General features: G+C 47.2%; 11 protein-coding genes. 10 read left to right on the forward strand and 1 reads right to left on the reverse strand.

The features are described from left to right. Nucleotides 1-80: 80 nt before the first annotated feature. The 8 genes from NLBNIHML_RS21135 (at nucleotide 81) to NLBNIHML_RS21170 (ending at nucleotide 8,886) form a co-directional block, all read left to right on the forward strand. Complete coding sequence (locus tag NLBNIHML_RS21135; RefSeq protein ID WP_472474659.1) at nucleotides 81-1,163, forward strand: hemolysin family protein; 1,083 nt, start codon at nucleotides 81-83, stop codon at nucleotides 1,161-1,163. A gap of 274 nt (nucleotides 1,164-1,437) precedes the next feature. Then, a complete protein-coding gene (locus tag NLBNIHML_RS21140; RefSeq protein WP_494352670.1) occupies nucleotides 1,438-2,388 on the forward strand; it encodes a ring-cleaving dioxygenase in 951 nt (316 codons plus the stop codon). Next, a complete protein-coding gene (locus NLBNIHML_RS21145) occupies nucleotides 2,385-3,008 on the forward strand; it encodes an alpha/beta hydrolase (RefSeq protein WP_494352671.1) in 624 nt (207 codons plus the stop codon). The genes NLBNIHML_RS21140 and NLBNIHML_RS21145 overlap by 4 nt, the downstream gene beginning before the upstream one ends. Before the next feature lie 20 nt (nucleotides 3,009-3,028). Then, on the forward strand, nucleotides 3,029-3,196 hold the full coding sequence (locus NLBNIHML_RS21150; RefSeq protein ID WP_494352672.1) for a hypothetical protein: 168 nt from the start codon (nucleotides 3,029-3,031) through the stop codon (nucleotides 3,194-3,196). A gap of 147 nt (nucleotides 3,197-3,343) precedes the next feature. After that, nucleotides 3,344-5,635, forward strand: a complete 2,292-nt coding sequence (locus NLBNIHML_RS21155; RefSeq protein ID WP_494352673.1) for a beta-glucosidase family protein — start codon at nucleotides 3,344-3,346, stop codon at nucleotides 5,633-5,635. Between the two features lie 366 nt (nucleotides 5,636-6,001). Further along, nucleotides 6,002-6,892, forward strand: a complete 891-nt coding sequence (locus NLBNIHML_RS21160) for an alpha/beta hydrolase (protein ID WP_494352674.1) — start codon at nucleotides 6,002-6,004, stop codon at nucleotides 6,890-6,892. Nucleotides 6,893-6,955: 63 nt separating this feature from the next. Further along, entirely contained in the window at nucleotides 6,956-8,248 is a 1,293-nt protein-coding gene (gene ilvA / locus NLBNIHML_RS21165) for a threonine ammonia-lyase IlvA (RefSeq protein WP_339239493.1), read from the forward strand. A gap of 50 nt (nucleotides 8,249-8,298) precedes the next feature. Continuing rightward, the gene (locus tag NLBNIHML_RS21170) at nucleotides 8,299-8,886 is read left to right on the forward strand and encodes a GNAT family N-acetyltransferase (RefSeq protein ID WP_494352675.1); all 588 of its coding nucleotides are present in this window, start codon (nucleotides 8,299-8,301) and stop codon (nucleotides 8,884-8,886) included. 118 nt (nucleotides 8,887-9,004) lie between these two features. Here NLBNIHML_RS21170 and NLBNIHML_RS21175 read toward each other — a convergent pair whose 3' ends face one another. Then, on the reverse strand, nucleotides 9,005-9,973 hold the full coding sequence (locus NLBNIHML_RS21175) for a hypothetical protein (RefSeq protein ID WP_494352676.1): 969 nt from the start codon (nucleotides 9,971-9,973) through the stop codon (nucleotides 9,005-9,007). A 316-nt stretch (nucleotides 9,974-10,289) separates the two neighbouring features. Between NLBNIHML_RS21175 and NLBNIHML_RS21180 the strand changes: the two genes are divergently transcribed. Next, a complete protein-coding gene (locus NLBNIHML_RS21180; protein WP_494352677.1) occupies nucleotides 10,290-13,460 on the forward strand; it encodes a stalk domain-containing protein in 3,171 nt (1,056 codons plus the stop codon). A 223-nt stretch (nucleotides 13,461-13,683) separates the two neighbouring features. After that, the gene (locus tag NLBNIHML_RS21185) at nucleotides 13,684-14,589 is read left to right on the forward strand and encodes an AraC family transcriptional regulator (protein ID WP_494352678.1); all 906 of its coding nucleotides are present in this window, start codon (nucleotides 13,684-13,686) and stop codon (nucleotides 14,587-14,589) included. Nucleotide 14,590: the final 1 nt, after the last annotated feature.

The raw sequence follows: 14,590 nt of genomic DNA on the forward strand, positions 1-14,590 counted from the left end.
TTATTCAGTCATCGGAGTGGTCTGAGCAACCTTAATATAAATTTTACTTGGAGGTGAATCCCTCAACCTGAGGGAAATCATTGGACGGAATAATAGCCTTGAATTTATTTTTAGTAGCCGTATTTATAGGTCTGACAGCCTTTTTCGTTGGAGCCGAATTTGCAATTCTTAAAGTACGGATGTCCCGAATCGATCAACTGATCTCGGAAGGTAACAAAAAGGCAGTACTGGCCAAAAAAGTGGCACACAACCTGGATTATTATCTGTCGGCATGTCAATTGGGGATTACCATTACGGCGCTCGTATTGGGAGCCTTGGGTGAACCTACCGTTGAGAAAATGCTGCACCCGCTATTTGAGCGCATGGAAGTGCCGGCGGCGTTGTCTACCGTGCTTTCCTATGGTATTGCACTGGCGATCATTACGTTCCTGCACGTGGTTATTGGTGAATTGGCACCGAAAACACTGGCGATTCAGTTTGCAGAGAGAATGACGCTGTTGCTGGCACCACCACTGTACTGGTTCGGTAAAATCATGAATCCGTTCATCTACGCGCTGAATGGAGCTGCTCGTCTGTTGCTTGGCATATTTGGTGTAAAACCTGCCGGGCATGATACCGTTCACTCGGAAGAAGAGCTGAAGCTGATTATGGCACAGAGCTATGAGAGTGGCGAGATCAACCAGACGGAGCTGGACTATCTGAAGAACATTTTTGCTTTTGATGAGCGTTTGCTTCAGGAGATTATGATTCCAAAAGATAAAATCGTTACCTTGAATAAAGAAATGCCGCTTGATCAGATCATTGAGACGTTGAATCGACACGAATACACGAGATATCCTGTTATTGCAAATGGAGATCAGACGCATTTTGTTGGTTTCATCAACACGAAAGAAATGCTGACAAGTGTGGCTGCAGGCCGTGCCTTTAATATGGAGACATTTGTCCATAATACGCCGAGTTTCTCTGAGCGTTCTCCGATCAAGGACGTGCTGATTCAGATGCAGCAAAGCCGTGTACACATTGCAACCGTGAAAAACGAGGCAGGTGTTACGGTAGGTATGGTTACGATGGAGGATATCCTTGAAGAGATTGTCGGAGATATCAAGGATGAATACGAGCACAAAGATTTGGTGAATCCTCCCAAAAGAATGAAATTGGTTTAAGCAGCAGTGTTAAAAAGAAATTACAGCATTAACGAAGTATCTAAGTGAAGCAAAGTAATTCTTCTAACGATAAAAGCAGGTTCCCGATGTGATCGGGGCCTGCTTTTTGGTTTACATCTTAATTTTAAAATAAAAGCTTGCATATTGAGGTGCAATGGATTAATATAAATTTAAAGAATCTTAATTTAAAGATAAATAACAGAAACGAAATAAATAAAAGATGTAAAAACAACCTATGATACAACTAAATACTAAATCCAAGGGAGTGGAGATTATGTTCAGAACTTCAGGCATTCATCACATTACAGCTTTTGTAGACGATGCACAGAAAAACGTTGATTTTTACGCAGGCGTGTTGGCGCTCAGACTGGTGAAAAAAACAATTAACTTTGATGCACCAGACGTGTATCACTTGTATTATGGGAATGAGCAGGGTGCACCAGGAACAATCATCACCTTCTTCCCACAGCAGAATTCAAGAAGAGGTGTTATTGGTTCAGGTCAGACTGGAGTTACCGTATATGCGGTACCTGTAGGAAGCTTGCCTTTCTGGAAAGAACGTCTTACTTCCTTCGACATTCCGTATGAAGATAAAACGAGATTCGGTGAGCAGTACATTCGTTTCTTCGATAAAGGTGGCCTGTTGCTTGAACTGGTTGAGCGCGAAGGTGGTCAGCCAAGCAGCTGGAGTTTCAACGGTGTGACACCGGAACATGCCATCAAAGGATTTGGCGGTGCGGTATTGTTCAGCCACGTTCCTGAGAAAACCATGGATGTACTGGTGAGCAAACTGGGTCTGGAGCAGGTTGGTGAAGAGAACGGACTCCTTCGTCTACAGGCAAGCGGCGATATTGGCCAGATCATTGACATTCAGTCTACAGGCATTCAACGCGGGATTGGCGGAGCCGGAACGGTTCACCATATTGCATGGCGTGCCAAAGACTACACGGAGCATGAGCAAATTCAGCAGGATCTTGAACAATCCGGGTATCATCCAACACCAGTCATTGACCGTCAATACTTCAACGCTGTGTATTTCCGGGAGCCGGGAGGCATACTGTTCGAATTGGCTACCGATCCTCCGGGATTTGCACGGGATGAACCCGCAGAGAGCATGGGTGAGAAACTGATGTTGCCTGAATGGTATGAACCACAGCGCGAACAGATTGAACAATTGTTGCCACGAATTGAAGTACGTGAATGGAAAGGAGAGTCCAAATCATGACCACAACTAATACAATCAAACATATCTATAAAGCAGGTGCCCAGCCGGATGCCCCAACAATTCTGTTGCTTCATGGCACAGGCGGAACCGAGAACGATCTGATCGGTCTTGCCGAGATGATCGCGCCAGAAGCTGGCATCCTCGGGGTGCGGGGTAACGTATCGGAGAACGGGATGCCCCGTTTCTTCCGCCGCTTGGCCGAAGGTATTTTTGATGAAGAAGATCTGATTGCTCGTACGGCAGAGTTGGGATCTTTTGTAGATGCAGCTGCGGTGGAGTATGGATTCGATCGGTCCAACGTGTATGCACTTGGCTACTCTAACGGTGCCAACATTGCGGCAAGCTTGATCTTCCATCAAGCGGATGTATTCAAAGGTGCGATTCTGCATCATCCAATGGTACCGCTGCGTGGTCTGGAATTGCCAGATCTGAAAGGTCTGCCTGTGTTCATCGGTGCAGGCGAGAACGATCCAATTGTACCAAGACGTGAAACTGAGGAACTTGCTTCGCTGCTCAGTGGTGCAGGTGCCGATGTAAACACGTATTGGGAGCGTCAGGGTCATCAGTTGACTCGTACCGAGGCAGAAGCTGCGGCAGCTTGGTTTAAGAGACAGGCGTAAGTTGGGTATTTTCTTATTGAATGAGCGGTATGATTAATCCCAAATATTGTGAAGCTAAAGCAATAAAAAACAGTCCTGATGAAATTGAAATCGGGCTGTTTTTTATTTTATTTTTGGCTTGTGAAGCAAACGAAGAGTTGCTGTTATGTAAGCGTGACGAATGGGGTAAACATTTGAATAATCAATAGTTGAAGATGTATTCTTGTTATATTACTTAAATCCAACTAAAGATTTACATGACAACGGAAAATACAGAAAAAACTTGAAGAAACGAAGTGTTCTTTCATCGGAGTGCAGTGTAAATTGTACTAACATCATGAACTGGAGGGGTTAATGTGGAACGTAACATCAAGGAACTGGTACAGCGGATGACACTGGAAGAAAAAGCGGGTATGTGCTCGGGACTGGACTTTTGGCATCTGAAAGGGGTGGAGCGTCTTGGCATTCCTTCCATCATGGTGACGGACGGACCTCATGGGCTGCGCAAGCAGGATGGCAGTGCAGATCATCTCGGTCTGACGTCGAGCGTGCCCGCAACCTGTTTCCCGTCTGCGGCAGGACTGGCTAGTTCATGGGACAAGGATCTGGCGCGTCAGGTCGGAGTAGCCTTGGGTGAGGAATGTCAGGCTGAGGATGTAGCGGTATTGCTTGGGCCGGGTGTGAATATTAAACGTTCCCCACTGGGCGGACGTAATTTTGAATACTTTTCCGAAGATCCGTTGTTATCCACGCAGATGGCTACAGGTCATATTCAGGGTGTACAGAGTCAGGGCGTGGGTACGTCTCTCAAACACTTTGCAGTCAATAATCAGGAAGAACGACGCATGTCGATTGATGCGGTAGTAGATGAACGGACGCTACGTGAGATCTATCTTGCGAGCTTCGAAGGTGCGGTGAAGGATGGACAACCTTGGACGGTGATGTGTTCCTACAATAAGGTGAACGGTACGTATGCAGGTGAGAATGAATGGTTGCTTACCGACATCCTGAAAGACGAATGGGGACACGAAGGTCTTGTGGTATCCGACTGGGGCGCGGTCAATGAACGTGCAGACGCCCTTGCGGCAGGACTGGAACTAGAGATGCCAACAAGTGGTGGAATTGGTGAGCGTAAAGTGATTGATGCCGTAGAGAGCGGACAATTGCCGCTGGACAAGCTGGATCGAGCGGTGGAGCGTTTGCTTACGCTGATCTTCAATGCCGTTGATCAAAAGAAAGAAGGGGCTACATATAACAAGGATGAGCATCACCAACTTGCGCGCAAGGTGGCAGCCGAGAGTATGGTTTTGTTGAAAAATGAAGAAGGTCTTCTGCCGCTGGGGCGTGAAGGAAAAGTGGCGTTAATCGGAGCATTTGCGCGTAAACCCCGCTTCCAGGGCGGTGGCAGTTCCCACATTAATCCGACCAAAGTGGATGATATTGTGGAAGAGATGACACGGGTGGCTGGCGAAGGTGTAACCTTCTCCTATGCCCCAGGTTATCGGATTGAAGCGGATGATGTGGATGAGACATTGATGCATGAGGCTGTCCAGGCAGCGCAATCAGCGGATACCGCTGTAGTGTTCGTTGGATTGCCGGATCGTTATGAATCCGAAGGGTATGATCGTTCCCATCTGCGCCTGCCTGACAATCATATCCGGCTGATTGAAGAGATTGCGAAGGTTCAATCACGCGTCGTCGTTGTGCTGAGCAACGGATCTCCAGTGGAGATGCCTTGGCTGCCGAAGGTGCAAGCGGTGCTCGAAGCGTATCTTGGTGGACAGGCGGTTGGTGGAGCGATAGCCGATCTGTTGTACGGAGAGGTGAATCCGTCCGGCAAACTGGCAGAGACATTCCCTGCCAAACTCAGCCATAATCCATCTTATCTGAACTTCCCGGGCGAAGGGGATCGTGTCGATTATCGGGAAGGTATCTTTGTGGGTTACCGCTATTATGACAAAAAAGAGCTGGAGCCCCTGTTCCCGTTTGGTTATGGACTGAGTTATACCACATTTGAATATGCCGACCTGAAGGTAGATCGCACGGAACTGACCGATCAGGATGAGGTGAATGTGCAAGTTCGGGTCACTAATACCGGAGACAGAGCGGGCAAGGAGATTGTACAACTATATGTCAGCGACGTAGAGAGCACAGTTATTCGTCCAGTCAAAGAACTGAAGGCTTTTGCCAAAGTAGCGCTTGAACCGGGAGAGTCAAAAGTAGTGAGCTTTACACTAAACAAGCGTTCATTCGCCTATTACAATGTAGATATGAAGGACTGGCATGTGGAGACTGGAGAGTTCGAGATTCAAGTGGGCAGTTCCTCACGGGACATCGATGTGCAAACACGGGTGAATGTAGAGTCTACAGCGACATTCCTTCCAACCTATACGCGTAACAGCACATTGGGTGATATCCAGCGTGATCCGGCCCATAAAAAGCTGCTCGAACAGGCTTTGCAACAATTCCAGGAAGCCAGCGGGTTCGGTGGCGAGGATGCGGGTGATCATGCAGATATGATGGATGCAATGATGAAATATATGCCACTGCGTGCACTGGTTGCGTTTAGCGGTGGGGCCATGACGGAAGAAGCGATGAACGAGCTTCTGGAGCAGCTGAACAACAAGGATCATGGTATTCGGGGATAAGGGGCAGTAGCCTTAAACCGAGTATTCAACCATCCTTGGATTAAGCGAATGTGCAATCCGTGCAGGAACTGCGCACGAAGCAACAAGAAGGTGTATGTGAGGACCAGCCGCATAGTGGCTGGTACAGTTACCCGATCCGATTGTGGATCGGGTTTTCTTTTTGCATAAGGAAAAAAGGGAGAAAACGGTGGGATGGGTGGTGATCCTTGCAACGTGACATAAAGCGATGGAAACGACAGGACGGCTGTAACTTTGATGAATCAACATGGTTGTGGTAAAGGATGGAGTATTCTATAATGGAGTAATTGATAATCATTTTCAATTAGATCGGTGAAAGTTGACTATGGATGTAATCAGGAGGGGAATATGAATCCTAACTCTAGCTCACATACGTTTGGCTCAAGTGCGTTTGTTCAGACCCGCGATGGTCGCAAATTACATTATATGTCCAGGGGAACAGGAGAATTTACGGTTGTATTTGAATCCGGCATGGGTGCCTCCAGATCGAACTGGGGATTAGTTGCACCAGCCATTGCTGAGCATGCACGCGCCGTCGTGTATGACAGGGCAGGGGCGGGACGAAGTGATGTAGACGCGGCTCCCCGTAGCCTTGAACGCATTGCAGGGGATCTTGGGGAACTGCTGACTGCGCTGGGTCCGGGGCCTTTCATTCTGGTTGGACATAGCTGGGGAGGTCCGATCGTACGGGCTGCGGCGGCTGCACATCTGTCTCGATTACGTGGCATTATTCTGGTGGACCCATCAGACGAGCATTGCGAAATGTATTTTTCCAAACTTACTAAGATGAGCTTTGCCTTCAATGGTTTCCTTATTCCAATCATGGCACGTACGGGTTTATATAAGTTGCTCGGCAGCAAAGCGGGAAGCATTCAGCCTGACGATGTGGCGGCGGATCACCTCAAGGAAGATTTCACTGTAACAGCAGCCAGCACGATGCTTGCGGAGGGCAAAACATTTCTGAGTGACATGGCAGCGCTGCTGGAACATCCTCCGGCTCTGGGTGATCTGGAAGTCAGCGTGATCTCGGGTACGAAACCGGGTAAGGGAGAAGGAAAAATCAGACCTGCACTCATCAAGGCGCATCGCCAGACGGTGAGCAAGCTATCCAATGCAAGATGGATTGGGGCAGATCAATCGGGACATATGGTTATATATACAGACCCTCAGGTCATTATCGATGAAATTGTACGAATGATAAATGATGTAAGCTCAAGCGCAAGAACAGAACAAAAGTGATACAATACAAAGAAAAGCAGTGCGCGACATTGCTAGACCATAAAAGCGGAGTGTGGAGACAACATGAAACCAGTTGAACAAGAACCAACGGGAACCACAAATCCCGGCCGTGCCAGTGTTGGCATGGAAGATATCGTGCGTGCACATCATGTGCTGCGTGAGGTCATTGTAAGAACGCCGTTGCAGCGGGACGCTGTATTGTCGGCCAAATATAACTGTAATGTGTATCTGAAAAGGGAAGACCTTCAAGTGGTGCGCTCGTTCAAAATTCGGGGTGCCTATAATATGATTCGCAGTCTGACACCAGCCGAGATGGAGAAGGGTATTGTCTGTGCAAGTGCGGGCAACCATGCCCAAGGCGTCGCTTTTAGCTGTAATGCCCTTGGAATTAACGGCAAAATCTTCATGCCGAGTACAACCCCGAACCAAAAGGTGAAACAGGTAAGACGTTTTGGTGGTGACAACGTTGAAGTGGTGCTGATCGGGGATACGTATGATGATGCGTATGCTGAAGCGATGCGTGCATGTGACGAACAGGGCATGACGTTCATCCATCCTTTTGATCAACCGAAGATTATTGCAGGTAATGGTACAGTAGCGATGGAAATCATGGAAAGTCTCGATGAGAATGCCGACTATGTGTTCGTGACGATTGGTGGCGGAGGGCTGGCGGCCGGTGTGGGAACCTACATGAAAACCGTGAGTCCGGAGACACGCATCATTGGTGTTGAGCCACTTGGGGCAGCTTCCATGAGTGAGGCGATGTTCCGCAAACAGGTTGTAACGCTGGATGATATTGATAAATTCGTGGATGGCGCAGCGGTGAAGCGAGTTGGCGACCTGACCTATGATATCTGCAGCAGCATACTTGATGACATTGTGAAAGTGCCGGAAGGCAAAGCCTGCACAACCATTCTGGAGCTCTATAATGAAAATGCAATCGTGGTTGAGCCTGCCGGTTCCTTGGCAGTTGCGGCGCTGGAGCAGTATCGTGAGCAAATTGTGGGCAAGACGGTGGTCTGTGTCATTAGTGGCGGGAATAACGATATTGACCGGATGCAGGAGATCAAAGAACGTTCTCTCATCTACGAAGGTTTGAAGTACTATTTCATGGTTAATTTCCCACAGCGTGCAGGAGCTTTACGTGAATTCCTGGAGGAAGTTCTAGGGAAGAATGATGATATCACCCGTTTTGAATATACGAAGAAGCATGATAAGGAAAATGGCCCTGCCCTAGTGGGCATTGAGCTGATGTACAAGGAAGATTACCAACCGCTCATTGAACGTATGAACCGCAAAGGTATCGCCTATACTGAGCTGAACAAAAACCTGAATCTGTTCAACATGTTAATCTGATGAATTATTCAACAAGGCAGTCAGACATGCAGTCGGAGGTGAAATGAAGTATGCAATCAGATCACCAAGAAACATCTCCTCTAATCAGACCAGGGCGCATAGAAGATGCTGATCAAGTCATTCCGTTGCTGTACCAGGCGATAGGAGATATTGCTTACGCGCTTGCGGGTGAGGCGGATCATGATAAGGCGATGCAGATTTTGCAGGATTTCTATGTACAGGAAGACAATCGGATTAGCTATCGTCATGTGACAGTGATGGAGCAGGATGGACTTGTGGCGGGAATTCTCGTAGCCTATGATGGCGGTGAAGCGGATCATCTGGACCAGCCGATTCTGAATCGCCCTGGACGAAGTCGGGATGAGAAGTATGCTTTGGTTAAAGAAACCCGCCCGGGTGAGTATTATCTGGATACTCTCTCGGTAAGTGAAACTTATCAGGGGCAGGGCATCGGCCGGGCACTGATGGCTGCTTTTGAGCAGCAGGGCAGAGATCTGGGTCACTCGCAGGTATCCCTGATTGTAGAACGGGACAACGGCCGTGCGCTAATGCTCTATGAACGGCAGGGATATGTCAAAGACGATGTCATTGTCATCGCAGGACATGAGTATAATCATATGGTCAAGCCACTTCAATAGAGCAAGAAACCAAGAAGAAACCGCTACAGGGGAGATCCTGTGGCGGTTTTTTGTCGTAATGATATGTTGTAACGTAGCCCACATTTAGGCTTCAATATATGGAAAAGAGCGCATTGACTCAATAATTGGCATAATCACTGACCGGCACATTCTGCTCCAGCCATTTCTCGACTTCAGCCGTTTTCTCATACTTCGATTCTTTCACCACGTCCATAAAGGCATCCAGCTTAGTCAGGAACTCACTATCAACGGATGCAAGACGCTGCAAGACGCCGTTGTAACCTCTTTGGGCGTTCGCAACCATTTTGTTCGTGTCATAATCAAACAGCGGTGTATTGTTCAGCCCATAAAAAGTATACAGGGTATAACTGTTTAACAGATTATGCACCTGCTTGGCCCGATTTGATTTCGGATAGAGTTCCAAGAATTTTTCCTGGCTGAGTGCTCGAAGGAGAATTTCCTGATAGCCAATGATTAGAGCTCCGTCATCCGCAGGCAATTTTTTCGTTTCCTTCGTCATGATACTGATATAGCTTGAGATATCTGCTGTAATATCAGATGAATATTTCACGAATGCCGCATAATTCATTATGGGATAGAGGGAGCCTTCGAGCATGACGAGGCGGTAGCCACTGTCACGGGCTTCTTTTAGCAGTGCACGCAAATCGGAGTCCTGGGTACGCTCCATGAGTTTGGTGAAGCTATCATTCATCTTGTATGCCTTGAGCATCTTGTCCTGAACGTTAGGAACGAGCAGGCGGTCCGTCATGGCACTCAGCGCCTTTAGGCGAGCATTCTCCAATTGAAGCACCATCAGGGTGGCGTGATGTTTTGTTACTTTTTTGATATGAGATTCGAGATAAATATCCGCGGCAGGCAGGCCGTTTTTTTTGTAGAGCATGGATTGAAATGTTTGATATATGGTTGTTGAACTGGCAGTTGTGACTTTGGAATCTGTACTGGAAGGAGCGGCAGAAGCAACTCCGGATAATGGAACGACAGTCGATTGGATCAGCATGAGGACGGCGGTTGCTGTAATGAAGGTACGCATGCCTTTACGTTTGGCAGATTGGAACGATGATGTCATAGATATGAACCTCCCGTAGTTAAGAAAATGATAGGCGTTGTTCACTAGTCACTATACATTAACGCAATTGGGGCAGGATGAGGTTGCGGAATAGTGACAAATTCTTCTGTTATTTTTAACTTTTGGAGGGTGGAAGATAGAGGAAGATTTCTGCGAAAATATTTTTTGTACAACTGGAAACTTTTGAGCTGATCTGAACGTCTTAGTTGTGCACAGGTAAATACAGGAATGAATGAAAAGAACAACGAATCTATTTCGATGTTAACTACATGCGAGAATGGGGATATGGGATATGAGGAAAGCGGGAGGAACACAAGTGAAGAAGGTAATGTCAGCGCTGGCTGTATCGGCCATGCTGATGTCCGCACTTCCAACGTCGGTTATGGATGCAGCTGCGAGGATCAGCATATATATTAATGATGCAGAGTTATCATCTGCTCAGGCACCTGTGATGAAAGGTGGACGTGTACTGGTTCCGCTGCGTTCGATTTTTGAAGGATTGGATGCGAAGGTACAGTACACGAACAGAACCAAAACGATTGTTGCAACTCGCGACGATCAGGAAGTTACATTGACACTCGGTTCCAAAACGGCATACATCAACGGGGAAGCGATATCGCTGGATGTACCTGCAAACACGATTAAGGGCAACACGATGGTTCCGATTCGTTTTGTCAGTGAAGCTTTTGGAGAGAAAGTATTCTGGAACTCGCGCAATCAGCGTGTAGATATCAAAACAACGGCAACGCCACCAGTGGACGAGACACAATATGCTGCATGGAACATCTATGGTTCGGTATCCGGAAGTAACGGGGATGGTCGTGACCTGACCGTGAGCTTCACACGTCCAACGTCGGAGAAGGCGGTCTCTGCTTACCGGATTATGTTGGTGAAAACACGCGATGTGAATACCTTCACGGAGTCGGCAGCATCGGCCGTACCTTCTGCGAACTATACATCTGTAACACCGAATGGCAGCAACCCGAAACTGACGCTTAATGCACAGACGCGTGACGTAAACGGGGATTTGCTCAATAGCAATGAAACGTATCGCCTGTATGTACTGACTGTTGGTAACAGCAGCAATAATTATAAAAATGCATTGAACTGGTCTTCCCAGGCATTGAAGCTCAATATTGTGAAATCCACAGTACAGGCAGTTACAAGTCTGCGTGCCGCAGATATTAGTGACTATGGCGATGGCCGCGATCTGGAGATCAACTTCACACAGCCGAGCACGACATCGAACATTACGTATTATCGTGCATTTGTTGTTAAAGCGAAGGATTCTTCTGCATTCAATCTGGCTGCAGCGAACAAAGTGTCCAGTGCAAACTCCACGATTATATACAAAGGCAACACCGCTGCGGTCAAAAGTCAGCTGACTTCTTCGACTCGGGATACGTCCGGCGAATTGATCAAGAGCGGTACTGCATATGTAGTATACATCTTGTCTGTAAGCACAAATACAACAACAGACAGCAAGCTGTCCGCAGCATCTTCTTCACTTACATTGTCCGTGAACACAGCAACGTCTCCGGTAATTACGCAGGTGAGAGACAACTCGGATTATGGAGATGGTCGTGACATTCAAGTGAGTTTCAACCGTTCATCGGATGAGTCCAAGGTAGCGAACTATCGCATCTTCGTGGTGCGTAACTCGGTTGCCAGCAGTTTCAATCTGACGACAGCAAGCAATCTGTCCTCCAGTCTGTATTATACGGTGAACAAAACAGGCAACAACATTACAACGACATTGCCTTCATCCATGAAGGATACAAGTGGTTATAACGTAACGAATCTGCAAGATTATCGCATCTACGTAATGGCAGTGGGCAATCAGCAAAATGGATACACCAATGCGCTGTCAGCTTCCTCCACTGTGCTGAGACTTACAACGAACGGTAACGCTGGAGTTATCAGCAACCTGGCTGTTGCGGATATTAGTGACTACGGTGATGGTCGTGATCTGCGGGTTTCGTTCAACAAAGCTGCGGATGAATCCAGAATCTCTGCCTACCGTGTATATGTCGTTCGTTCCGCTAATGTGGGCAGCTTTACGTTGAGCGCAGCTAATGCGTCAAGCAACTACACACAGGTGAACAAAACGGGTGGTAACCTGTCCTTTACGCTTCCGAACTATGCGGTAGACACTAATGGTTACACGATTACCAATAACGTTGCTTATCGGGTATTCGTGCTGTCGGTGAATAACAACGGAAACTCCAGTCAGAATGCGTTGTCTGGTTACTCTTCCCAAATTACGCTGACACAGAACGCGGCTATAACGGCTCCGAGCAATGTGGGTGCAACGGATATTGGTGATAACGGAGATGGCCGTGATTTGCGTGTGACATTTAATAAATCCGCGGATGAGACGAATGTGAATCATTATCGGGTGTTTGTGGTGAAAGCGGGCAGCACGTTTAATCTGAACATAGCGAATGGTGTGAGCAGCGCGTATTACAGAACCGTCAGTAAAACAGGAGTTAATCAGACTGTTACTTTAACAAGTAGCTCAAGAACAGTGGATAACGAACCGATTCGTAATGATGTGGCCTACCAAGTATATGTGATGGCCGTGAATAACAATGCTTCTCTGGCAAATGCATTGTCATCGCCTTACGGTGCAATCACACTGACTTCAAATACTGCTGTAGCGATGGCGAGCAATGTGGACGTAACTGTGAAGGCTGCAGCGCAGGCATCGGGGGATGCAACTGATATTCTGGTTACTTTTGCTAAGCCTCTGAACGTCACTGGAATATCAAACTATGCAATAATGATAGTGCCATCAGGACAGATCAATTCATTTAATTTAAATTCAGCTAAGTCTGTTTTATCATTGGGTAACTACCTCAATTTACCTAAGAATGAATCAAGTACGAACGTACAGCCTTTTGCATTTACATCAGATGTTAACGGAACTCCAATTGACTCTAGCAAAACCTATCGGGTCGTTGTTGTATCAGTGTCTGACAGCAACACACGTGAGTCTAGTCTCTCCGTGGCTTCGAAAATCTTTAGTGTGAATCCTAAACAGCAGCAACCAGTTGAAGTGAAGGCCGCAAGCCTTACTGCAACCGATGCAACTGGAGCCCAAGGACCTGCAATAAAAATTAATCTTACTCCGAATGCAACTGAACAAGGAATTTCTCAATATAAAGTTTTTGTTGTGAAAAACGGCTCTACGTTTACTCCTTCTGTGGCAAACGGTGTAAACGATACTGATCGCTTCCAGAGTTTTGCAATAGGATCTAAAGGAGACTTTGCACTGACTCTTTCAAAAGATACAGATGGTGATGCGATTGTTTCTGGAAACATTTATCAAGTGTATGTCTTGTCTGTTGCGGATCAACAGCAAGCGACGATTAACGCTTTATCCGCTCCTGCCTCAGTGGAATTGGCAGCTGCTCAGCAGCCAGCAACAGGTAGTCAAGCTTCTGATACCCCAGTGTTAGATCCAAATAATACAACATCACCATAAATTTGTGGCTCACGTGTTTCAAACTATGAATTACTGTTTAACTAGTCAAACTCCCTTTTCAATTGAAAAGGGAGTTTTTTCTATTATCCTAGCGCAACTGCCTCACTTAATAATTGAAAATCTTGTCGCCAAAAAGGTTCCTTAGACCATTGCTGCAATAGGACAACCCGATAGATAATAGAAGGAATAAGCTAGAAGCCTATGAGCCGAAAGGAATGATGGAATGCTTGCGTTTCGTTTGACGGGCCAGCCGGATTCCCGGTTGCCACTGTACCTGTATTGTGTGGGCACGCAGGAAGCGAAAGTTCTGCATAGACCGGATGGATTTCCGGTGTATCAGTTGTTTTTGTCACGGGGTGGTGAAGGGCAGTTCAGGATTCCGGGAAAAGGGACGTGGACGATGGGAGCAGGGCAGTTATTCATTGTGGAGCCCGGGATTGCGCATGAGTATGTGCCTCATTCCAAATCCAAAGAAGAACTTGGTTATATCGGTATTGGCGGTGCATCTGCTGGATCGGTACTTCATAGCGCGGGTTTGCTTCAGAACGAGCCGTATCCCATCTCGAGTTTTGAATTCATCTGGTCGCGGTTAGCAGATCTCTGGCACGCGCTGGATCAAGGAGCAACGGAGATGTGGAACACATCAACCCTGATCTACCAGCTCATTTTGGATATAGCACAATCAAAAATTGCATCGGATGTCGGTCGTGTGGATATTGGATCGTCTATGGCACAGGATAGCGCTGTAACACGTTCGAATCGGGAGTCCGATATGGGCAAGGAGGCACTCGTCCGGGCAGTAGCATTGATGCATACGCATTATCAGGATGACCTGTTATTGAGGCATGTCGCTGACGCAGTGGGTTATTCGGTGCAGCATCTCAATCGATTGTTTCATCATCATTATGGCGTGACAGGGCATCAATATATGCAGCGATTGCGGTTGCAGAAGGCTTCGGACTGGTTGAACAAGCATCCAAGTGCAAGCGTGCGAGAGGCGGCAGAAACCATCGGCATGGAAGTGAACTATTTTATCCGGATGTTCAAGCGGGAGTTTGGAGAAACACCAGGCAAAGGAATCAAACATCGGCACCAGCTCCAAATGGAAAAAGACCTCACGAATTCGTGAG

The sequence above is a fragment of the Paenibacillus sp. JNU01 genome (assembly GCF_059130585.1).